The sequence below is a fragment of the Micromonospora aridisoli genome, from assembly GCF_056150025.1.
This window is the reverse complement of the sequence record NZ_JAXCFK010000005.1, coordinates 498,434-520,357: the sequence shown is the minus strand read 5'-3', so window position 1 is coordinate 520,357 and position 21,924 is coordinate 498,434. Positions and strand designations below refer to the sequence as shown.

General features: G+C 71.4%; 18 protein-coding genes and 1 riboswitch. Of the genes, 10 read left to right on the top strand and 8 right to left on the bottom strand.

Features of this window, described 5'->3' with window-relative positions; genetic code table 11:
* Positions 1-539: 539 nt before the first annotated feature.
* The 4 genes from SM447_RS14350 to mshC all read left to right on the top strand — a co-directional run bounded on the left by SM447_RS14350 (position 540) and on the right by mshC (position 4,018).
* Complete coding sequence (locus SM447_RS14350) at positions 540-1,250, top strand: MSMEG_4193 family putative phosphomutase (protein WP_474573257.1); 711 nt, start codon at positions 540-542, stop codon at positions 1,248-1,250.
* A 73-nt stretch (positions 1,251-1,323) separates the two neighbouring features.
* Complete coding sequence (locus SM447_RS14345) at positions 1,324-1,899, top strand: DUF3090 domain-containing protein (protein ID WP_474573256.1); 576 nt, start codon at positions 1,324-1,326, stop codon at positions 1,897-1,899.
* Positions 1,896-2,714, top strand: coding sequence for an SCO1664 family protein (locus SM447_RS14340; RefSeq protein WP_474573255.1), 819 nt, complete (start codon positions 1,896-1,898; stop codon positions 2,712-2,714). The genes SM447_RS14345 and SM447_RS14340 overlap by 4 nt, the downstream gene beginning before the upstream one ends.
* A 65-nt stretch (positions 2,715-2,779) precedes the next feature.
* Complete coding sequence (gene mshC / locus SM447_RS14335; RefSeq protein WP_474573254.1) at positions 2,780-4,018, top strand: cysteine--1-D-myo-inosityl 2-amino-2-deoxy-alpha-D-glucopyranoside ligase; 1,239 nt, start codon at positions 2,780-2,782, stop codon at positions 4,016-4,018.
* A gap of 78 nt (positions 4,019-4,096) precedes the next feature.
* Here mshC and SM447_RS14330 read toward each other — a convergent pair whose 3' ends face one another.
* The 3 genes from SM447_RS14330 to SM447_RS14320 form a co-directional block, all read right to left on the bottom strand.
* A complete protein-coding gene (locus SM447_RS14330) occupies positions 4,097-5,398 on the bottom strand; it encodes a TolB family protein (protein ID WP_474573253.1) in 1,302 nt (433 codons plus the stop codon).
* Positions 5,399-5,571: 173 nt separating this feature from the next.
* Complete coding sequence (locus tag SM447_RS14325) at positions 5,572-6,363, bottom strand: GntR family transcriptional regulator (RefSeq protein ID WP_474573252.1); 792 nt, start codon at positions 6,361-6,363, stop codon at positions 5,572-5,574.
* A gap of 128 nt (positions 6,364-6,491) precedes the next feature.
* Positions 6,492-7,361 (bottom strand): PAC2 family protein, encoded by an 870-nt coding sequence (locus SM447_RS14320; protein ID WP_093402074.1) that lies wholly within the window; start codon positions 7,359-7,361, stop codon positions 6,492-6,494.
* 303 nt (positions 7,362-7,664) lie between these two features.
* Here SM447_RS14320 and metH point away from each other — a divergent pair, with 303 nt between their 5' ends.
* Positions 7,665-11,180, top strand: coding sequence for a methionine synthase (metH, locus tag SM447_RS14315; protein ID WP_474573251.1), 3,516 nt, complete (start codon positions 7,665-7,667; stop codon positions 11,178-11,180).
* A gap of 83 nt (positions 11,181-11,263) precedes the next feature.
* Here metH and SM447_RS14310 read toward each other — a convergent pair whose 3' ends face one another.
* On the bottom strand, positions 11,264-11,854 hold the full coding sequence (locus SM447_RS14310) for an MOSC domain-containing protein (protein WP_474573250.1): 591 nt from the start codon (positions 11,852-11,854) through the stop codon (positions 11,264-11,266).
* Between the two features lie 107 nt (positions 11,855-11,961).
* Here SM447_RS14310 and SM447_RS14305 point away from each other — a divergent pair, with 107 nt between their 5' ends.
* Positions 11,962-12,444 (top strand): HAD domain-containing protein, encoded by a 483-nt coding sequence (locus SM447_RS14305; protein WP_474573249.1) that lies wholly within the window; start codon positions 11,962-11,964, stop codon positions 12,442-12,444.
* A gap of 97 nt (positions 12,445-12,541) precedes the next feature.
* Positions 12,542-13,639 carry a winged helix DNA-binding domain-containing protein gene (locus SM447_RS14300; RefSeq protein ID WP_474573248.1) on the top strand — a complete coding sequence of 366 codons (1,098 nt, stop codon included), beginning with the start codon at positions 12,542-12,544 and terminating at the stop codon, positions 13,637-13,639.
* Between the two features lie 37 nt (positions 13,640-13,676).
* Here SM447_RS14300 and SM447_RS14295 read toward each other — a convergent pair whose 3' ends face one another.
* Entirely contained in the window at positions 13,677-14,426 is a 750-nt protein-coding gene (locus SM447_RS14295; RefSeq protein ID WP_474573247.1) for an AAC(3) family N-acetyltransferase, read from the bottom strand.
* 248 nt (positions 14,427-14,674) lie between these two features.
* Here SM447_RS14295 and SM447_RS14290 point away from each other — a divergent pair, with 248 nt between their 5' ends.
* The 3 genes from SM447_RS14290 to SM447_RS14280 all read left to right on the top strand — a co-directional run bounded on the left by SM447_RS14290 (position 14,675) and on the right by SM447_RS14280 (position 19,354).
* Positions 14,675-15,460 (top strand): MBL fold metallo-hydrolase, encoded by a 786-nt coding sequence (locus SM447_RS14290; RefSeq protein ID WP_474573246.1) that lies wholly within the window; start codon positions 14,675-14,677, stop codon positions 15,458-15,460.
* A gap of 148 nt (positions 15,461-15,608) precedes the next feature.
* A riboswitch (cobalamin riboswitch) is annotated at positions 15,609-15,812 on the top strand.
* A gap of 144 nt (positions 15,813-15,956) precedes the next feature.
* Complete coding sequence (locus SM447_RS14285) at positions 15,957-18,317, top strand: ribonucleoside-diphosphate reductase subunit alpha (RefSeq protein WP_474573289.1); 2,361 nt, start codon at positions 15,957-15,959, stop codon at positions 18,315-18,317.
* A 41-nt stretch (positions 18,318-18,358) separates the two neighbouring features.
* Positions 18,359-19,354: a ribonucleotide-diphosphate reductase subunit beta gene (locus tag SM447_RS14280; RefSeq protein WP_474573288.1), complete on the top strand. Its 996-nt coding sequence runs from the start codon at positions 18,359-18,361 to the stop codon at positions 19,352-19,354.
* Positions 19,355-19,434: 80 nt separating this feature from the next.
* Here SM447_RS14280 and SM447_RS14275 read toward each other — a convergent pair whose 3' ends face one another.
* Genes SM447_RS14275 through SM447_RS14265 form a run of 3 tightly spaced genes read right to left on the bottom strand, consistent with a single transcriptional unit; the run spans position 19,435 to position 21,919 of the window.
* Positions 19,435-20,154, bottom strand: a complete 720-nt coding sequence (locus tag SM447_RS14275; protein WP_474573245.1) for a class I SAM-dependent methyltransferase — start codon at positions 20,152-20,154, stop codon at positions 19,435-19,437.
* On the bottom strand, positions 20,151-20,936 hold the full coding sequence (locus tag SM447_RS14270; RefSeq protein ID WP_474573244.1) for an ABC transporter ATP-binding protein: 786 nt from the start codon (positions 20,934-20,936) through the stop codon (positions 20,151-20,153). Before SM447_RS14270 ends, SM447_RS14275 begins: the two co-directional genes overlap by 4 nt.
* A complete protein-coding gene (locus tag SM447_RS14265; protein WP_474573243.1) occupies positions 20,933-21,919 on the bottom strand; it encodes an ABC transporter substrate-binding protein in 987 nt (328 codons plus the stop codon). Before SM447_RS14265 ends, SM447_RS14270 begins: the two co-directional genes overlap by 4 nt.
* Positions 21,920-21,924 lie beyond the last annotated feature (5 nt).

Below are 21,924 nucleotides of genomic sequence, written 5' to 3'. Positions count from 1 at the left end.
GGGTGCTCCTTCGCGTCGGGGGATGGACCTCGCTCGCCGGGACAGGGGGGTGGCGGGTGAGGTCGGGGCGCGGTCGAGCGCCAGCAGACAAGAGGGGGGATCGGAACGTGCGGGGTGCGGTGCGGGTTGGCCCCCGGGGGGTGGGGCCACGTCGCGCCGGGACCATGTGCAACGGCGGACCGTCGCGGATCATTCCGGGTTCCGTCGACGCACACCCCGGGTGCGGGGGTGTGGTCCTGCCGTGGTCAGCCACCGGGTACAACGCCGGCCGGGGGTCGATGATTCCCCCGACCGCCGGCCAGGCCACCCCGGGAGGCGGACATACCACGCAGGCGTCAACTACCCACGCGGTTGTGGGTGCATTTCTTGCTGCCCCAGCGACAACAAACGCACCCACAACCCCCTGAAGGTCGCCTCGACGCGAGGTTCGGGGGTAGATGCGTGGGCAGGCGCGCAGGGTGAGGCGGATGTGGTTGCGGGTGTTTGCCGCCGGGGAGTTCGGCACCGCCCTGAGGGGGGTGGGGTGAGGGCCTAGGGTTGTGCGGGTGGCGACACTTCTGCTCCTGCGACACGGACGTACCACCGCGAACGCCGACGGCGGCCTCGCCGGTCGGCAGCCCGTCGAGCTGGACGAGACCGGCCGTGCCCAGGCCACCGCGGTCGGCGAACGGCTGCGGGCGGTGCCGCTGACGACCGTGGTGACCAGCCCGCTGATCCGCTGCCGGCAGACTCTGGAGCTGGCGCTGCCGCACGCATCGCCGGTGGTGGACGACGGTCTGATCGAGTGCGGGTACGGCAGCTGGGAGGGCCAGCCGCTGAAGAAGCTCGCGAAGGAGCCGCTCTGGCCGGTGGTGCAGCAGCATCCCAGCGCGGCCGTCTTCCCCGAGGGGGAGGCGATGGCGCAGATGGCGGCCCGGGCGGTCGCGGCGGTACGCGCCTGGGACGCCCGACTCACCGCCCAGCACGGGCCCGAGGCGGTCTGGTTGGCGTGCAGCCACGGGGATGTGATCAAGGCCATCGTGGCGGACGCGCTCGGCATGCACCTGGACCTGTTCCAGCGGATCGTGGTGGACCCGGCCTCGGTGACCGCGATCCGTTACACCCCCCTGCGGCCCTTCCTGGTACGCCTCAACGACGTCGGCGGTGACCTTGCTGGCCTGGTGCCACCGCCGCGCAGGCGGCGCCGACGGACCAGCAGGCCGACGGACTCGGACGCCGCGGTCGGTGGTGGTGCGGGAGCGTCCCGATGAGCCGCCGGCATGCGGTCGCGATTCGGGTCGGTGGGGTGCGCGGTGCGTGGGGCCGCCGGATAGGGTCGTGGGTATGACCCACCAGGTGCACGCCTTCGAACCGCCTGAGCGGTTCGTCGCCGGGACCGTCGGGCCGCCGGGGGAACGCACGTTCTTCCTCCAGGCGCGCGGCGGTGGCCGGCTGGTCAGCGTCGCGCTGGAGAAGGTCCAGGTCTCCCTGCTCGCCGAGAAGCTGGAGGAACTGCTCACCGAGGCCCAGCGCCGGTTCGGTGTGGAACTGCCCGAGGCTCCCGCCCCGGTCGGTGACAACGACCCGCTGGAGACGCCGGTCGACGAGGAGTTCCGGGTCGGCACGCTGGGCCTGGCCTTCGACGCGGACACCGCGACCGTGGTGATCGAGGCGATTGCGGTCGGCGAGGCGGAGACCGAGATCGAGCTTGGCGAGTCGGAGGAGGACGAGCCCGACGACGTCGAGCCCGACGAGGATCTCGACCGGCTGCGGGTCCGGCTGACCCCCGAGGCGACCCGTGCGTTCATCGAGCGGGCCCGGCGCGTGGTCAACGCGGGCCGGCCGCCCTGCCCACTGTGCGGCCAGCCGCTCGACCCGGCCGGCCACCTCTGCCCCCGGAACAACGGCTACCACCGGTGACCTCGTCCGGCCTGGCACCCCGGCAGGACGGGGGTGCCGCGCTGCGTCTGTTGCGGGACGGCGAGCTGACCGTCGAGGGCCGGCTGGTCGACGCGTCGAACACCACCCTGCGCGGCGTCCTGACCCTGGACGGTGTGTCGGCGCGGTGTGTGTACAAGCCGGTGCGTGGTGAGCGACCGCTGTGGGACTTCCCGGACGGCACGCTGGCGGGCCGTGAGGTGGCCGCCTACCTGGTCTCCGTGGCCACCGGTTGGGAACTGGTACCACCGACGGTGCTGCGCGACGGGCCCTTCGGCCCCGGTTCCTGCCAGCTCTGGATCGACGAGCCGGCCGACGCCGAGCCACTGGTGGGGTTCGTGCCCGCCGACGCGGTGCCACCGCGCTGGTTCCCGATCGCGGCGGCCCGCGACGACGACGGCACCCCGTACGCGCTGGCACACGCCGACGATCCTCGGCTGGCCCGGCTCGCGGTGCTCGACGCGGTCATCAACAACGCGGACCGCAAGGGCGGCCACGTCCTGCTCGGCCCGGACGACCGGATCCACGGTGTCGACCACGGGGTCAGCTTCCACGTGGAGGAGAAGCTGCGTACGGTGCTCTGGGGTTGGGCAGGTCGGCAGCTGCCGGCCGACGCGGTCGACATGCTCGGCCGTCTCTCCCGTCAGATCGCCGGCCCGCTCGGCGAGGAACTGGCCGAGCACCTCACCCTCGGCGAGATCGCCGAACTGTCCGCCCGGGTCGACCGACTGTGCGAGAGCGGTCGTTTCCCGCAGCCGTCGCAGGACTGGCCGGCGGTGCCCTGGCCGCCGATCTGATCCTGTCGCGTTGATCACTCGCGGGCCGGCGTGACGTCGCCCGACGGCTGGTTAGGCTGACGGACATGGAGTCTTGGATGGGGCACGAGGTGCCGCGGCTGCCGGGCAGGAGCGAGCCGTTGAGGTTGTTCGACTCGGCGCGGGGGAGTGTGCACCCGACCGATCCGGACGGTCCCGCCACCATGTACGTCTGCGGCATCACCCCGTACGACGCCACCCACCTCGGCCACGCCGCCACCATGATCACCTTTGACCTGGTGCAGCGGATGTGGCGCGACGCCGGCCACGAGGTCCGGTACGTACAGAACGTCACCGACATCGACGACCCGTTGCTCGAACGGGCCGAACGCGACCGCGAGGACTGGAAGGTCCTGGCGATGCGGGAGACGGCGCTGTTCCGGGAGGACATGGAGGCGCTGCGGATCATCCCGCCGGCCCACTACGTCGGTGCCGTGGAGTCGATCCCGGACATCGCCGAGAAGGTGCTGGTGCTGCTCAAGGACGGTGCCGCGTACCGTCTCGACGACGGCACCGGCGACGTCTACTTCGACATCTCGACCGCGCCGCGGTTCGGCTACGAGTCCAACCTCTCCCGCCAGGAGATGCTGGAGATCTTCCCCGAGCGCGGCGGCGACCCGGACCGTGCCGGCAAGCGCGACCCGCTGGACCCGTTGCTGTGGCGCGGCGCCCGGGACGACGAACCGTCCTGGCCCGGCGGCGACCTCGGTCCCGGCCGCCCGGGCTGGCACATCGAGTGCGCCGTGATCGCCCTCAACCTGCTCGGCTCCACGATCGACGTGCAGGGCGGCGGCAACGACCTGCTCTTCCCGCACCACGAATGCTCCGCCGCGCACGCCGAGCGGCTGACCGGCGAGGCTCCCTTCGCCGGTCACTACGTGCACGCCGGCATGATCGGGCTGAACGGCGAGAAGATGTCCAAGTCCCGAGGCAACCTGGTCTTCGTCTCCCGGCTACGGGCCGACCGGGTGGACCCGATGGCGGTCAGGCTGGCGTTGCTCTCCGGTCACTACCGCGCCGACCGCTCCTGGACCGACGACCTGCTCGGCGCCGCACAGGAGCGACTGGGTCGCTGGCGCCGGGCCGCCGCCGCACCCGCCGGCCCGTCCGGCGAGGCCTTTCTGGCGGGGCTGCGCGAGCGTCTCGCCGACGATCTCGACACTCCCGGTGCCCTCGCCCTCACCGACGCCTGGGCCGGCGCCACCCTGACGGAGCGGGGCGACGACCCGGCCGCCCCGCCGCTGTTCGCAACGGCGGTGGACGCCCTGCTCGGCGTCCGACTCTGACGGCGTGACGCTCCGGCGCCCGGTGAGCGCCGGCGGCCCGCACGGCCGGCTCGTCGGCAGCGCCGAGGGCACCGGCGCTCAGCGGGGCCGGCCGTAGACGTCCAGGTCGCCGTTGTCGTCGCCGGATACCAGGTTCGTGGCGAGCGAGGTGAACACCAGGTACCGGCCGTCGGCGCTGAGCCGCGGGTCGCCGGAGGGCTCGTCCGCCTGGCCGCCCGTGATCGTCACGCTGAGCCGCTCGACCCGGTCGGTGAGCCGGTCCCGGACGAACACGTCCTCGACGTGGTTGGTGTCGCCGGGGACCAGGTTCGTGGCGGCGGAGTAGAAGCCGACGAACCGGCCGTCCGCGCTGATCGTCGGCCGTTCGCTCGCCCCGCCGCCCGGTGCGCTGCCCGGGCGCGCGCTGACCCGCTCGGTCCGGCCGATGAGCCGGTCCCGGACGAACACGTCGGTGACCCGGTTGGTATCGCCGGGCACCAGATTGGTCGCGGCGGAGGCGAACGCCACGTACCGGCCGTCCGCGCTGATCGCCGGGGAGCTGCTGTAATCGTCCGCCGACCCGCCGTGCCGGGCCACACTGACCCGCTCGGTCCGGCCGGTGGCGCGGTCGCGGACGAACACGTCCTGCTGGCCGTTGGTGTCGCCGGGTACCAGGTCGGCCGCGGGGGAGGTGAACGCCACGTATCGGCCGTCGGCGCTGATCGCCGGGTCGTTGCCGCCGCCACCGGCCGGTCCGCCCGTGGCGGAGACGCTGATCCGGCCGGTGGTGCCGGTGACCCGGTCCCGGACGAACACGTCGTACGTGGCGTTGGTGTCGTCCGACACCAGGGGCGCGGTGGAGGCGAAGGCGACGTACCGGCCGTCGGCGCTGATCGCCGGGGTGCCCGCGCCGGCTTCGGCCTCGGTGCCGTCCGCCGCGAGGCTGACCCGGGTGGTCACCCCGGTCGCCCGGTCCCGGACGAACACGTCCTCGGCGTGGTTGGTGTCACCGGGGACCAGGTTCGTGGCGGTGGAGGCGAAGGCGACGTACCGGCCGTCGGCGCTGATCGCCGGCAGGTAACTGTCCCCGTCACCCGCCCCGCCCCCGGTGGCGAGGCTGACCCGGGCGATGGCCCCGGTCGCCCGGTCCCGGACGAACACGTCGTCGGCGTGGTTGGTGTCACCGGGGACCAGGTTCGTGGCGGTCGAGGTGAAGGCGACGTACCGGCCGTCGGCGCTCGGCACGGCGGCGAAGCTGGCCCCGTCGCCGGCATGGCCTCCGAGCGCCGTGCTCAACCACTCGGTGCCCGCCGCTGTGGCGGCAGCCGGCCGGGCCACCGCCGACGGCGTCACGAAGATCGCGGCGACCACCGCGACCGTTGCGTACTGTCGTCCACCCATGGCGTCGCTCCCTCGGACCGGCTGTCCCCCGCACATCCTCGCCGGGCCGGCGCCGCCGGAAACGTCGAGTGTCGCGGACACGACCATGCGTGGTCGTCGACCGGTGTCGGAGGACGCAGGGCCCGCCAACCGGAACCGACCGACCCGGGCGGACTCGCCGGAGCATCGCAGGGTCAGCCGAGGACGAGGCCGGGGTCCGGGTCGGGCTCGGCGGTGGGGGCGGGGATCTGGTACTCCTCGGTGAGGGTGGTGACCGGGCCGGGCCAGGTGGCCTGAGCGACCTCGATCGGCTTGCGGTGCGGGTCGTACGCGACGTGCAGCAGGTGCAGGACCGGGGTGTCCGGCCGGATCTGCAACGTCTCCGATTCCTCCCGGCTCGGCTGGCGCGCGGTGATCGTGTCGGTGGCGGTCGCGTACCGGCGGCCGGTGGCCTCCTCGGCCTCCTGGTAGAGCGGACGGCCGAACGCCTCGGCGCGCTCCAGCGACGTGCCGGCGGTGTCGGCGGGCAGGAACCAGGAGGCGCCCACCTCGACCGGTGAGTCCTCGGTGCGGACGAGGTGACGGCGGCAGAGCAGTTCGGTGCCGTCGGGTACGCCGAACGCGTCGGCCACCTCGGGCGGCGCGGGGGAGCGGCCGACCGAGACGAGCTGCTGGCGATAGCGGGCGGCCAGGTCGGTGTGGTAGCCGCGGAAGCCGCCGTACCGTCCGCGGGAGAGTCGGTTGAGCCGCCGCCGGGTGCCCCGCACGTACGTACCGGAGCCGGGCTTGGTGATCAGGACGCCCTCGACCCGCAGCTGGTCGACGGCGCGCTGCACGGTCTGCTTGGCCACGCCGAACATCTCGGCGATCGCCGGGATGGACGGCAGCCGTTCGCCCGGTGCCCAGTCGCCGCGTCGGATCTGGGTCTTGAGCTGCGCGGCGATCTGCCGGTGCGGGAACTCGGCCGCCCCCGGGTTGATCTGCATCCCCCGCCTCCTCGTCTCAGCTAGGTTCCTAGGATGCCCTACGCGGGGTGACCCGCGCCACCCCGACATGCCACGACGAGGCCCCGGGCGATGCTGCCCGGGGCCTTCGGAAACGGAGCGGGGAGGGGCTACCAGGAACCGGCGGTCGGGCCGGCGGATCCGCCCCGGCGGCGCAGGTACTTCTCGAACTCCTGGGCGATCTCGTCCCCGGTCAACGGGGTGATGCCGGCATCGCCGACGCGTTCCTCCAGCTCGCGCACGTACTCGCCCAGCTCGGCGTCCTGCTCGGCGGCGCTGCGCACCCGCTGCTCCCACTCGGCCGCCTCCTCGGCCAGGTCGGCCATGGGTACCGGCAGGTCGAGCACCTCCTCGACCCGGTGCAGCAGGGCGAGGGTGGCCTTCGGGCAGGGCGGGTTGTTGGCGTAGTGCGGCACGTGGACCCAGAACGAGACGGCGTCGACCTCGGCGCGGGTGCACGCGTCGTGCAGGACGCCGACGATCCCGGTGGGCCCGTCGTAGCGGGTGGGGGTGAGCTGGTAGCGGCGCGCCGCGTCGGCGTCGGAGGCGCTGCCGCTGATCGGCAACGGCCGGGTGTACGGCACGTCGGCCAGCAGGGCGCCGAGCAGCACCACCCGCTCGACCTCGAGGCTGTGGCAGATCTCGAGGACCTGCTCGCAGAAGGTCCGCCAGCGCATGCTCGGCTCGATGCCGCGGATCAGCACCACGTCCCGCTCGGTGCCGGCGGGGCTGGCGACGGTGAACCGGGTGGTGGGCCACTCCACGCGGCGGGTCGCGCCGTCGGACATGGCGATGGTGGGCCGGCTGACCTGGAAGTCGTAGAAGTCCTCCGGGTCCAGCTCGGTGACGGGCCGGGCTTCCCACACCTGTTCGAGGTGCTCGACCGCCGCGGTGGAGGCGTCCGCCGCGTCGTTCCACCCCTCGAAGGCGCAGATGGCGACCGGGGACCGCAGCACCGGCAGCCCGTCGAACTCGGTCACGCCGTCACCTCCTGCTCGTCACCGGCGGTCCCGGGAGCGGCCCCGGTCGTCCGCCGACGGTGCGTGGTGGTGTCGCTGTAGTCCTTCACGTCAGTCAGCCTACGTGCCGTGTCCGGACCCGGCCTGTCGGCCGCGCCGGATCGGCCGGGCCTCGGTGCCGTCGTCGGGGAGCGCCGACACCGACCGGCAGTCCACGGTCTGGGGCATTGGCCACCAAAACGGACAGCGTGATCCCGATGACACAATGTGGGATCGGACGGTACGTCGGGGTGCGGGCCCGTCCCGCCGCACTAACCTGAGGTCGTGCGGACTTCGTTGCTCGATGCGCTGGCAGACCGGATCCTCGTCACCGACGGGGCGATGGGCACCATGCTCCAGGCCGCGGATCTGACCCTGGACGACTTCGAAGGTCTGGAGGGGTGCAACGAGATCCTCAACGTCACCCGGCCGGACGTCGTCCGCGGGGTGCACGAGGCGTACCTGGCCGCGGGCGCGGACTGTGTGGAGACGAACACCTTCGGTGCGAACCTGCCGAACCTCGCCGAGTACGACATCCCCGACCGGATCTGGGAGCTGTCCGAGGTGGGGGCGCGGCTGGCCCGGGAGGCCGCCGACGCGTACTCGACCCCGGAGCGGCCCCGTTGGGTGCTCGGTTCGATCGGCCCGGGTACGAAGTTGCCGACCCTCGGCCACGCCTCCTACGCCAGCCTCCGCGACGCCTACCAGCAGAACGCCGGCGGTCTGATCGCCGGTGGCGCGGACGCGCTGATCATCGAGACCTGCCAGGACCTGCTCCAGGTCAAGGCGGCGGTGATCGGATCCAAGCGGGCGATGGCCGAGGCGGGCCGCACGGTGCCGATCATCTGTCACGTGGCGGTCGAGACCACCGGCACCATGCTGCTGGGCAGCGAGATCGGTGCGGCGCTGACCGCCATTGAGCCGCTCGGCGTGGACCTGATCGGCCTCAACTGCTCGACCGGGCCGGCCGAGATGGGCGAGCACCTGCGCTACCTCTCGCAGCACTCCCGCATTCCGGTGTCGGTGATGCCCAACGCCGGTCTGCCGGTGCTCACCCCCGACGGGGCGTACTTCCCGCTCGGCCCCGAGGAGATGGCCGACGCGCTGGAACGGTTCGTCGTCGACTACGGCGTCGCGCTCGTCGGCGGCTGCTGCGGCACGACCCCCGAGCACATCCGGGTGCTCGCCGAACGGATGCGCGACGTCCGCCCGGTGACCCGCGAGCCGCGTACCGACCCGGGTGTCTCCTCGATCTACCACCATGTGCCGTTCGCGCAGGACGCCAGCGTGCTGATGGTGGGGGAGCGGACCAACGCCAACGGCTCCAAGGCGTTCCGCGAGGCGATGCTGGCCGCCGACTGGCAGTCCTGCGTGGAGATCGCCCGTGGCCAGGCACGGGACGGTTCGCACCTGCTCGATCTCTGCGTCGACTACGTCGGCCGTGACGGCACCACCGACATGCGCGAGCTGGCCGGCCGGTTCGCCACCGCCTCGACCCTGCCGATCATGCTGGACTCGACCGAGCCGGCGGTGATCGAGGCCGGGCTGGAGATGCTCGGCGGCCGCTGCGTGGTCAACTCGGTCAACTTCGAGGACGGCGACGGCCCGGAGTCCCGCTACGCCCGGGTGATGCCGGTGGTCGCCGAGCACGGTGCCGCCGTGGTCGCGCTGCTCATCGACGAGGAGGGGCAGGCCCGTACGGCGGAGTGGAAGGTACGCGTCGCCGGTCGGCTGATCGAGGACCTCACCGGCCGGTGGGGTATGCGCCGCTCGGACATTTTGATCGACGCACTGACCTTCCCGATCGCCACCGGTCAGGAGGAGACCCGTCGCGACGGCATCGAGACCATCGAGGCGATCCGGGAGATCGCCCGTCGCTGGCCGGGCGTGAACTTCACCCTGGGCATCTCTAACGTCTCCTTCGGACTGAACCCGGCGGCCCGGCAGGTGCTCAACTCGGTCTTCCTGCACGAGTGCGTACAGGCGGGGCTGACCTCGGCGATCGTGCACGCCAGCAAGATCCTGCCGATGTCGAAGATCCCCGACGAGCAGCGCGAAATCGCCCTCGACCTGGTCTACGACCGCCGCCGCGAGGGCTACGACCCGGTGCAGCGGTTCATCGAGGTCTTCGAGGGCGTCGATGCCGCGTCGGCGCGCGCCACCCGGGCCGAGGAGCTGGCGGCCCTGCCGCTCAACGAGCGGCTCAAGCGGCGGATCATCGACGGGGAGCGTAACGGCCTGGAGGCAGACCTGGACGCGGCGATGGCCGCCGGCACCGCCCCGCTGGCCATCATCAACGACATCCTGCTGGACGGCATGAAGGTCGTCGGTGAGCTGTTCGGCTCCGGGCAGATGCAGCTGCCGTTCGTGTTGCAGTCCGCCGAGGTGATGAAGACCGCCGTGGCGTACCTCGAACCGCACATGGAGAAGGCCGACGACGGCGGCAAGGGTCGGATCGTGCTCGCCACGGTCAAGGGCGACGTGCACGACATCGGCAAGAACCTGGTGGACATCATCCTGTCCAACAACGGCTACGAGGTGGTGAACATCGGCATCAAGCAGCCGATCTCCGCCATCCTCGACGCCGCCGAGCAGCATCGCGCCGACGCCATCGGCATGTCGGGCCTGCTGGTCAAGAGCACGGTCATCATGAAGGAGAACCTGGCCGAGATGGCCACCCGCGGGGTCGCGGAGCGCTGGCCGGTGCTGCTCGGCGGGGCGGCGCTGACCCGGGCGTACGTCGAGGACGACCTGCGCTCGATGTTCCCCGGGCAGGTGCACTACGCGCGCGACGCCTTCGAAGGGCTGTCCCTGATGGACCGGGTGATGGCCGCCAAGCGTGGCGGGGCCCCGGTGGTGGACGCCGAGCGGGAGGCGGCCCTGGCGGCCCGACGGGCGCGGCGGGAGCGGCAGCGCGCGGTGGTCGCCGAGTCGCTGCCGGAGCTGCACGACACCTCGGTACGCTCCGATGTCGCGGTCGACGTGCCGGTGCCGACCGCGCCGTTCTTCGGCACCCGCGTGGTCAAGGGGGTGCCGTTGGCCGACTACGCGGCGCTGCTGGACGAGCGGGCCACGTTCATGGGCCAGTGGGGGCTGCGTGGTGCGCGCGGCGGCAAGGGCCCGTCGTACGAGGAGCTGGTGGAGACGGAGGGCCGGCCGAGGCTGCGCTACTGGCTGGACCGACTGATCGCCGACCAGGTGCTGGAGGCGGCCGTGGTGTACGGCTACTTCCCGGCGTACTCCGAGGGCAACGACCTGGTGGTGCTCGACGAGAACGGGCACGCCGAGCGGGCCCGGTTCACTTTCCCGAGGCAGCGACAGGAGCGGCGGCTGTGCCTGGCCGACTTCTTCCGGCCCCGTGGCGAGGAACTGGACGTGGTGGCGCTGCAACTGGTCACCGTGGGTCAGCCGGTGAGCGAGTACGCGGCGAAGCTGTTCGCCCGCAACGAGTACCGCGACTACCTGGAGGTGCACGGGCTGTCGGTGCAGCTCACCGAGGCTCTCGCCGAGTACTGGCACAAGCGGGTGCGGGCCGAGTTGACGCTGCCCGACGGCCGTACCGTCGCCGACGACGACCCGGCCGACCTGGCTGGCCTGCTGCGCACCGACTACCGGGGCTGCCGGTACGCGTTCGGCTACCCGGCCTGTCCGGACCTGGAGGATCGGGCGAAGATCGTCGAGCTGCTCGGCGCGGAGCGGATCGGCGTGCAGCTGTCCGAGGAGTTCCAGCTGATGCCGGAACAGGCCACCGACGCCATCGTCGTCCACCACCCCGAGGCCAGCTACTTCAACGCCAAGTGACCGCCGCGGGTGCCGTGACCTGCACTTCCGGCACCTGCGGTAGGCGTTGGCCGTTTCACCGGGGCAGCGGGGAGCCTCGGCGGCTAGCCGGCCGGAGACGGTGGGAGCTGCCGGATGGTGTCCCCTGGCTTGATCGTTGCGCCGACGACCACTCGGGCGTTGAGGCCGCGTAGTCGCATCCGCTTGCCCTCGTCGGTCCAGACGATCTTGTGGGCGTCGCGTCCGAACCGGGCGGCGAACTTGGCACATCCGGTGTGCGGCTGGTCGGTCACCTCGATCACGGCCCGATCGCCGATCGCCAGGCGTGAGCCGGCCGGCAGGGCGTCCATGCTCAGGTCGAGATCGACGTAGAGCTGATCCCCTGCGAGCGCCCAGGCGTCCCGGTCGGGACCGGCGATCAGTTCGACGAAACGGGAGTTGATGACGTTCAGCTGCATGTCGGGGTGCGGTGACCGGTCGGCCGTTCGCGAGCTGGGTCGTTCACCCCAGGTGTCACCGACCAGGCCGGCGATGGGATCCAGTTCGGCCTGGGACAGCACCTCGCGGGCGTCGACGGCCGGCCGGCGCACGGCCAGCGCCAGGGTGCCGACACCCCGTGGGGACTGCTGCACCAGGTGCAGTCCTTCCAGGATCTCGTCCATGGCACGATGACGTACGGTGATGGTGTTCTCCATGGTCCGACTCTGCTCCACGGCCATGGGCTGCGTCCAAACAGTTCTCGAAGCACGAGATCGGCTCGCCGTGCCCGGGGGAGCCTCGCCTGGACACCTGGAGTGCGGACGTGAATGGGTCAGCACCGATCCTGCTGCTCGATCTCGACGGCGTGTTGAATCCGTTCGCCGCCCCGGAGTGCCCTGACGGGTACCAGGAACGCGTGTTCTTCGAGGGTGAAGGTGCCGAGCGCTACTGCGCGGCCCATGGCGGCTGGATCCGCGAGCTGGCGGCTGCCGCAGAGGTGTGGTGGGCGACCGGTTGGGGTGAGCACGCCAACGAGCTCTACCTTCCGTTGCTGGGAGTCGAACCGCTGCCGGTGGTCCGTTTTCCGCCGGTGCCGTTCGAGCCCGAGCTCAAGGTGCCGGCGATCGACGCCGTCGTCGGTGACCGGCCGGCGGCGTGGATCGACGACAATCACACCCCGGCGGGCCGAGCGTGGGCCGACAACCGTGCCGCGCCCACCCTGCTCGTGTCGATCGATCCGGCGATCGGGTGGACCCGCGCCGACGTTGACCGGGTGCTCGCCTGGGCGGAGGGGCTGCCTCGCTGAGTCCAGTTCCCCCGGCCTTCCGGGGCGCGGGACAGCCGGCCCGGGGAGTCGGCGTTCGCCGGGGAGAATGTCCGAGGTCGGCGATAGCGTCCCTGCCATGAGCGTGCTCGACCGCCGTGTGCTGAACCGGGCGCTCCTGGCCCGCCAACTCCTGCTGCGGCGGCACGACATGCCGGTCACCGACGCCCTCGAGCGCCTGGTGGGGTTGCAGGCGCAGGAGCCCCTGGAGCCGTACGTCGGGTTGTGGAGCCGACTGGCCGGCTTCCAGCCGTCGGCGCTGGCCGAGCTGCTGGTGAGCCGCCGGGCGGTCCGCACGCTGCTGATGCGCCGCACCCTGCACCTGGTGACCGCACGCGACTGTGTCGCGTTGCGACCCGTGCACCAGTCGATGCTGGTCTCGCGCATGTGGTCGACGCTGCGCCGGACGCTGCCCGGCGTCGACCTCGACGAGCTGACGAGACTGGGCAGGCCGTTGTTCGAGGAGCGGCCACGCCTGCTGACCGAGGCGGCCCGCGCGATCGCCGATCGTTGGCCGGGGGTGCAGCCGCGCTCGTTGGGTGACGCGCTCAGCACGCTCGTGCCGCTCGTGCAGGTGCCGCCCCGTGGTGTCTGGGGTGAGCGCGCCGGCGCGTACAACACCACGATCGAGGCGTGGCTGGGCCGTCCGTTGGCGCCGCCGTCGCCGTCCTCCGTCGATGCGCTGGTCCTGCGTTATCTGACCGCCTTCGGCCCGGCGGCCAGCGCTGACATCCGCGCCTGGTCGGGGTTGAGCGGGCTGCGGGAGTCCGTCCAACGGTTGCGGCCGTCGTTGCGGACGTTCCGCGACGAGCGAGGCCGCGAGCTGTTCGACGTGCCCGACGGTGTGCTGCCCGATCCGGAGACCCCGGCGCCGCCGCGCTTCCTGCCGGCGTTCGACAACGCGGTGCTCGGCTACGACGACCGCAGCCGCGTCATCGATGCCGAGCATCGCGGGCTGAGCGTCACGGGTGCCCGTCTCCTGCTGGTCGATGGCCGGGTCTCGGGCACCTGGGCGGTCTCGGTCGACGACGGCGTGGCTACGTTGCGGGTCACGCTGTTGCGCGCTCTGGCGGCCGGCGAGCGCGATGCAGTTGTCGCCGAGGGCGAGAGCTTACTGAGCATGTTCGAGCCTCGGCCACGATCCGCGAATCAGGTTTCGATCACGGACGCCTCGTAGGCATGATCATGACGCCCGTGACACCGTCGTCGTGCCGCTAACGCCCGCGGGTCTTCCGACGGGTGGTGAGCCAGTCCACGGCGAAGTCGACCAGCGCTCGCTGACGCATCAGCCGGCATTCGGCGCCGCCCACCTGCCCGGTCCGGGCGCTGCCGGTTCCGTCGAAAGCGTCACCGACCTGATCGAAGTCGCTCTCGTCGGTGTCGACGTCCTGCCACTGCGTCCAGGCTCGCCCGGCGGAAGTGCGGATGGCCGAACCTTCCCGCCTGCGTGGTGGGTCGGGCAGCCGGTACTCGGCCAGGTGCAGGGAGGTGTTGCTGCGGTGTCCGACGCCCAGCAGCAGGACGTCACCGTCCAACCGGTACACGGCGCCGACGGGGGAGTGCTCGCCCAGCATCTCGTCGAGTCGATGCCCGGCCACGACGGATTCGGCGGCCGGGCCGACGGCCGCGAACGACACCTGTGGGTGGTCGCTGCGGCATGCCCCCGGCCAGGTACGCACCGTCTCCGCGATCACACCCATCCACCGGCTCGGCGTGACCGCCGGATCGAACCCGGGCATGTGTTCACGGATCATCGGCCACCACGACTCCGGTACGGGCGGATGCCGCCAGCCGGCGGGATCGGTGTTGTCCGGGGTGTGGGTCGGCACCACCAGCGTGCCGTCGGGACCCAGCGCGTCGAGTAGTGCCTGGACCACTGCGACCGGGCCGCCGCAGACCCAGCCGAGTGCCTTGAGGGAGGAGTGCACCAGCAGCACCGACCCGCGTCGCACCCCGAGCGACACCAGGTCGTCGGCGAGTGCGGCGCGCGTGCGCGGCAGATCAGTCTCGATCAGTAGACCCTACTGTCGCGGGCCGACGGTTGTCTGTGCCGGGTGAAAGGGCATCGCCCGGATCCGGGGCCGGACGGTAGGGCCAGCTCGCATCGGCACCCCTAGACTGGGTACCGCGATCGGGCCGGCCGCGCGGTCCCGGGACGAGCCGGCTCGGTCGACGGACCGATGCGTCGTCGGGCAGCCATGCGGGGTCGGGTATGAAGGACGTTCGAGTCACCCATGTCGGAGGCCCGACGGCGCTCATCGAGGTGTCCGGTTGGCGCATTCTCACCGACCCGACCTTCGACCCGCCGGGCCGCCGGTACTCGTTCGGATGGGGCACCAGCTCGCGTAAGAGGACCGGGCCGGCGCTGCGACCGGACGAGATCGGGCCGGTGGACGCGATCCTGCTCAGCCACGACCATCATGCCGACAACCTCGACGACCGGGGACGGGACCTGCTGGCCGAGGCTCCGGTCGTGGTCACCACGCGGTCCGGGGCCCGTCGTCTCGGCGGCCGGGTCCGGGGGCTGCGGGCCTGGGACGAGATGGTGCTTGAGGACGGGGACCGCCCGCACCTCAGGGTCACCGCGACGCCGTGCCGGCACGGTCCGGCGCTGAGCCGCCCCGTCGTCGGTGAGGTGATCGGATTCGCGCTGGAGTGGGCCGGTCAGGAGCACGGCGTCCTCTGGATCACCGGTGACACCGTGCTCTACCCCGGGGTGCGTGAGGTGTCGCGCCGGATGACCGTCGACACGGTGCTGCTGCACCTGGGCGCGGTGCGGTTCCCGATCACCGGCGGGCTGCACTACAGCCTCACCGCGGCCGACGCCGTGGAACTCTGCCGGCTGGTCCGGCCGCGCACCATCATCCCGGTGCACTACGAGGGCTGGTCGCATTTCTCCCAGGGTCGGCAGGCGGTCGAGCGTGCCTTCGCCGCAGCCCCGGACGGGCTCGGCGAGCGGCTGCGCTGGCTGCCGTTGCCGACAGCGCCGGCCGACTGATCCCCGGCCCCGGTCAGCCGGCGTCCTGCCGGCCGCCGATCGGTCAAGCACGGGACGGGACGGGTCGCGTACCCCCTCGGGTGTGACGATCGTTGCACGAACACGCCGGCACACCATCTGGTGTCTTGCGTTGGTGGGCGACCCATATATGGTGTCACCCGTAGCTGGTTCGGGCGCCCATCCGGGGCGGCCGAGGCAACAGGGAACCCGGTGCGAGTCCGGGACTGCCCCGCAGCGGTAAGTGGGAACGACCGCCGTCACACAGCACTGGGCCCCGGCCTGGGAAGCGACGGCCAGTAGGAGCGCGAGCACGCCCACGAGTCCGAAGACCTGCCAGCACGCCGCCCGCACTCGCGGGCGGCGGCCGTAGGCCGCGCGGGACGGCCGACGCCCTCGACGGACCGCGCCCTGCGCGCGGATCCCGTGGCGTCCTCCCGTGCGTTCGAGGCCCTTGAGCAGACGGCGCGAGGAGAGAGACGTGACGGTCGTGCGGGAGATGCCGACGTCCGACCCAGGTGTGTCGGAGCAGCGGCGGCACGTGATGCAGGTCCGCAAGCGCGACGGCGCCACGGAACCGGTGGACGTCAACAAGATCGTCCGGGCGGTGGAGCGGTGGGTGGACGACCTCGACGAGGTCGATCCACTGCGGGTGGCGACGAAGACCATCAGCGGCCTGTACGACGGTGCCACCACCGCCGAACTGGACAAACTGTCCATCCAGACGGCCGCCGAGCTGATCGGTGAGGAGCCGCAGTACTCGAAACTGGCGGCGCGGCTGCTGGCCGCCTACGTGGACAAGGAGGTCCGCGGGCAGCAGGTGGCGAGCTTCAGCCAGTCGATCCGGTACGCGCACGGCCTGGGGCTGATCGGGGACGCGACCGCGGCGTTCGTGGCCCGCAACGCGCGCAAGCTCGACGACGCGGTGGACCCGGACGGTGACCTGCGCTTCGAGTACTTCGGACTGCGCACGGTCGCGGACCGGTACCTGCTGCGGCATCCGCAGACCCGCCTGGTGGTGGAGACGCCGCAGTACTGGCTGCTGCGGGTCGCCTGCGGACTGTCGCGGACGCCGGGTGAGGCGATCGGGTTCTACCGGCTGATGTCCAGCCTGGCGTACCTGCCGAGTTCACCGACGCTGTTCAACTCGGGCACCCGGCACACCCAGATGTCGTCGTGCTTCCTGGTCGACTCGCCGCGCGACGAACTCGACTCGATCTACGAGCGTTACCACCAGGTGGCGAAGCTGTCGAAGTTCTCCGGTGGCATCGGCATCTCGTGGTCGAGGGTCCGGGGTCGTGGTGCGTTGATCCGAGGCACCAACGGCAGGTCCAACGGCATCGTGCCGTTCCTCAAGACGCTCGACGCCGGGGTGGCCGCGGTCAACCAGGGCGGCCGTCGCAAGGGCGCCGCCTGCGTGTACCTGGAGCCGTGGCACCCGGACATCGAGGAGTTCCTGGAACTGCGGGACAACACCGGCGAGGAGTCCCGGCGTACCCACAACCTGAACCTGGCCAACTGGATTCCCGACGAGTTCATGCGGCGGGTCGAGGCGGACGAGGACTGGTCGTTGATCGACCCGTCCGACGCGCCCGAGCTGCCGGACCTGTTCGGCGAGGCGTTCGACGAGGCGTACCGGGCGGCGGAGAAGAAGGCCGTCCGGACGGTCAAGGCCCGCGACCTGTACGGGCGGATGATGCGCACGCTCGCGCAGACCGGCAACGGGTGGATGACGTTCAAGGACGCGGCGAACCGGCTGTCTAACCAGACCGGCGCGCCCGGCAACACGATCCACCTGTCGAACCTGTGCACCGAGATCCTCGAGGTCAACAGCGACACCGAGACCGCGGTGTGCAACCTGGGGTCGGTCAACCTGGGCGCGCACGTCACCGCCGACGGCGTCGACTGGGACCGGCTGCGCGAGACGGTACGCACCGCGGTGGTGTTCCTCGACCGGGTCATCGACATCAACTACTACCCGGCCGAACAGACGGCGGTGTCGAACCCGCGCTGGCGTCCGGTCGGGCTCGGGCTGATGGGCCTGCAGGACGCGTTGTTCACGCTGCGGCTGCCGTTCGACTCGGCGCGGGCGCGGGAACTGTCCACCCGGGTGCAGGAGGAGATCTTCCTGACCGCGCTGGAGACCTCCGCCGGGCTCGCCGAACGTTTCGGCCCGCATCCCGCGTACGCCGAAACCCGCGCCGCGAAGGGCGAGCTGCACCCGGACCTGTGGGGCGCGGAGGTGTCGCAGCCGCAACGGTGGGCCGCCCTGCGCGAGCGGATCGCCGCCCACGGCCTGCGCAACTCGCTGCTGGTGGCGATCGCGCCGACCGCCACGATCGCGTCGATCGCCGGCTGCTACGAGTGCATCGAGCCACAGGTGTCCAACCTGTTCAAGCGCGAGACGATGTCCGGTGAGTTCCTCCAGATCAACACCTACCTGGTGGGTGAGCTGAAGGCACGCGGACTGTGGACGGCACCGGTACGTGAGCAGATCAAGCGGGCCGAAGGGTCGGTGCAGGGCATCGCCGAGCTGCCCGCGGACGTGCGGGAGCTGTTCCGCACCGCGTGGGAGCTGCCACAGCGGGCGCTGATCGATCTAGCCGCCGCCCGTGCGCCCTTCATCGACCAGTCGCAGTCGCTGAATCTGTTCCTGAGCGCTCCGACCATCGGCAAGCTCTCCTCGATGTACCTGTACGCCTGGAAATCCGGGCTCAAGACCACCTACTACCTGCGGTCGCGTCCGGCGACCCGGATCCAGCAGGCCACCGTCGCCATCAAGCCGGTCGTCGCGGTGAGCGACGACGAGGCGTTGGCCTGCTCCCTGGAGAACCCCGAGAGCTGCGAGGCGTGCCAGTGACCACTGTTTCCGAAACCAGCACCAGCGCGGGGCAGCGGCACATGCTGCTCGACCCCGGCATGGATCTCACGCTGCGGCCGATGCGCTACCCGCAGTTCTTCGACCGGTTCAAGGACGCGATCAAGAACACCTGGACGGTCGAGGAGGTCGACCTGCACTCCGACCTCGCCGACCTGGCCAGGCTGTCCCCGGCGGAGCAGCATCTGGTGTCGCGGCTCGTCGCGTTCTTCGCCACCGGCGACACCATCGTCGCCAACAACCTCGTGCTCAACCTCTATCAGCACGTCAACTCCCCGGAGGGCCGGCTCTACCTGTCCCGGCAACTGTTCGAGGAGGCGGTGCACGTCCAGTTCTACCTGAACCTCCTCGACACCTACGTGCCGGACGAGCGGGAACGGTTCGCAGCGTTCGCGGCGGTGGAGAACATCCCGTCGATCGCCCGCAAGGCCGAGTTCTGCTTCAAGTGGATCGACTCCATCTTCGAGCTGCGGGAGTTGCGGACCCGTGAGGACCGGCGGGCGTTCCTGCTGAACCTGATCTGCTTCGCCGCCTGCATCGAGGGGCTGTTCTTCTACGGCGCCTTCGCCTACGTGTACTTCCTGCGTTCCCGGGGTCTGCTGCACGGCCTGGCCTCGGGCACCAACTGGGTGTTCCGGGACGAGTCGATGCACATGGCCTTCGCCTTCGACGTGGTCGACACCGTACGCGCCGAGGAGCCGGACCTGTTCGACGCCGAGCTGCGGCGGCAGGTCCGGGAGATGCTGGCCGAGGCCGTCGAGTGCGAGGTGCAGTTCGCCGCGGACCTGCTCGAACAGGGTGTGTCCGGGCTTTCCCTGGCCGACATGCGCGAATACCTCCAGCACGTCGCCGACCGCCGGTTGGCACAGTTGGAGATCGAACCGCTGTACGGGTCGAAGAACCCGTTCGCCTTCATGGAGTTGCAGGACGTGCAGGAGCTGTCCAACTTCTTCGAGCGTCGGGTGTCGGCGTACCAGGTCGGGGTCACCGGCACGGTCGCCTTCGACGACGACTTCTGACGAGCGCTAGACGGCTGCGCGGGTGGGCCGCCGCACCGACGCCGGGCGGGCCGTGCCCGTCCGGCGTCCGGCGGCGTGGTTCACACCCGGCCGGCGATCAGGTACTGCATCCGGTGCTCGTGGTTCGGGGCGACGCCGAAGCGTCGGTCCAGCTCGAAGATCGACGTCAGCGGTGTGGTCGTCACCCCGGTGAGACCCGCCCGTTCCAGCACGGCCACGGTCTGGTTGATGGAGGTCGCCGTGGCCAGCGGCAGCGCCGCCCGCACCTGGCTGTCGTAGTGGTCGGCGAAGCTCTCCGCGGCATCGTCGAGGCCGCCGGGGAACCAGGTGCTGTCGACCACCGCGACCGTGCCGCCGGGACGCAGCAGGCGGGCCCAGTTCGCCACCGCCGTCTCGGGGTCGCGCAGCGTCCACATCAGGTAACGGCTGACGACGGCGTCGAAGCTGGCGGCGGGGAATTCCGGACGTACCGCGTCGCCGTGCCGGATGACCGGACCGCCCGGCATCCCGGCGGCGTGCCGGCGGGCCTGGGCCAGCATGCCCTCGGCGAGGTCGATGCCGGTGACCCGGTGCCCGAGGCCGGCCAGCACCATGGCGACCTGCCCGGTTCCGGTGCCGACGTCGAGCACGTCCAGCGGCGCCGGCGGCAGGGCCTCCGCCCAGATCTGCGACCAGGCCCGGGTGTCGGCGGCCAGTCGGTCGGGGCGCTGCTGGTACTCGTCGTAGCCGGGCGCGCGCCCGGTCCAGTAGGCGTTGATGCGCTCCTGCGCGCTGAGCCGATGATCCGCTCGCTCGGTCATGCGGCACTCCTCTCGACGGCGGGCTGACCGCTCGGGTGGTACAGCAGGTGGATGGCGCCGTCGAGTTCGAGGCGCTGGATGCCGATGCCGTAGACGGGTTCGAGTACGGCGGGATCGAGGACCTCGGCGGTGGTGCCGGCGGCGGCGACCCCGCCCTGGCCGAGCAGCACCAGGTCGTCGCAGTAGCGGGCGGCGAGGTTCAGGTCGTGCAGCACGACCACGGAACAGGTGCCGAGGTTCCGCACCAGACGCAGGATCTCGTGCTGGTAGCGGATGTCGAGATGGTTGGTGGGCTCGTCGAGCAGCAGGTGGGTCGCCTGCTGGGCCAACGCGCGGGCGATGAGCACCCGCTGGCGTTCCCCGCCGGAGAGTTGGGCGAACGCCCGTGACCCCAGGTGGGCGGCGCCGACCCGGCTCAGGCAGCGCGCCGCGATCTCGTGATCCGTCCGGCCCGTGCGCTGGAACGTGGACAGGTGCGGGCCGCGGCCCAGCAGCACCAGCTCCGCCACCGTGAGGGCGGTGTCGCCGCCGGTTTCCTGCACGACCACGGCCAGCCGGCGGGCGGCCTCCTTCGACGGTAGGGCGGACAGGTCGTCGCCGTCGACGAGGACCTGCCCGGTACCGCTGCGCAGCGCGCCGTAAAGCAGCCGCAGCAGGGTGGTCTTGCCGCTGCCGTTGGGGCCGATCAGCCCGAGCACGCGGCCGGGGCGGGCGGTCACGCTGACCCCGTCGATCACCGGGTTCGCGCCGTAGTGCCAGGAGACCCGGGTCGCCTCGATCACGCGTCGGCCCTGAACCGCTGCACGATCCGCTCCAGGCCGTCGATGGAGAGCGGGGTCGGCGGCTCGGTGAAGTTGAACAGCTGGGTCATCACCTCGCCGTTGCGGACGGCGTTGAGTTTCTCGGCGCCGGGCAGACCGGTCACCGCCTGTTCGACCGCGGCGGGATCGCCGTCGCTGTGGAGCAGGATCAGCACGTCGGGGTTGCGTCCGAGCAGTTCCTCGACGGTGACCTCGAAGACCCGCTGCGGGGTGTCGCCGAAGACGTTGCGGAGGCCCGCCGCCGCCAACTGCGGGTGGGCCATGCTGGCGATGCCGTACGCGTACGTGGTGCCGCCGCCGACGGTTGGGTACAGCACCGCCGCGGTACGTCCGGACGCCGTGCCCGTCCCGGCCTGGATCGTCGCCATCCGCTCCTTGAGCGCGCCGACCGCCGTGGCCGCCTCCGCCTCGCGGCCGAACACCCGGCCGTAGGTCTCCATCTGTCGGTAGATGTCGTCGAAGCTCGGGGTGGTGGTGTTGTCCGGGCACATCGCCGGCTCCTCCAGCAGCGGGATGTCCACGGCCGAGAGGGTGTCGCGGGACAGGTTGTCGACCTCGCCGAGCACCAGGTCGGGCTCCTGGCCGATCACCACCTCCTTGGAGATCTGCAGGTGACCGCTGGTGTCGGTCTTGTCGGTCAGCAGGGGAACCCGGTCCAGTGCGGCGAGCGTCTCGGCGTCGTAGTACTCCCTGGGGTACTGCCCGGCCCGGGCGGTGACCCGGTCCATGACGCCGAGCGCCTGCAGGTACGGCACGGCCGCGCTCTTGAGCAGGACGACCCGCTCGGGCGCGGCGTCGAAGGTCACCTCGACGCCGCAGTTGGTGACGGTGACCGGATACCCGGGGCCGGTCGCCACCGGCTCGTCGGTGGCACCGCCGCAGGCGGCGACCAGCAGCGTGAGGGCGGACGCGGCGGCGGCGACGCCCAGACGGGTTGCCTTCATCGGTT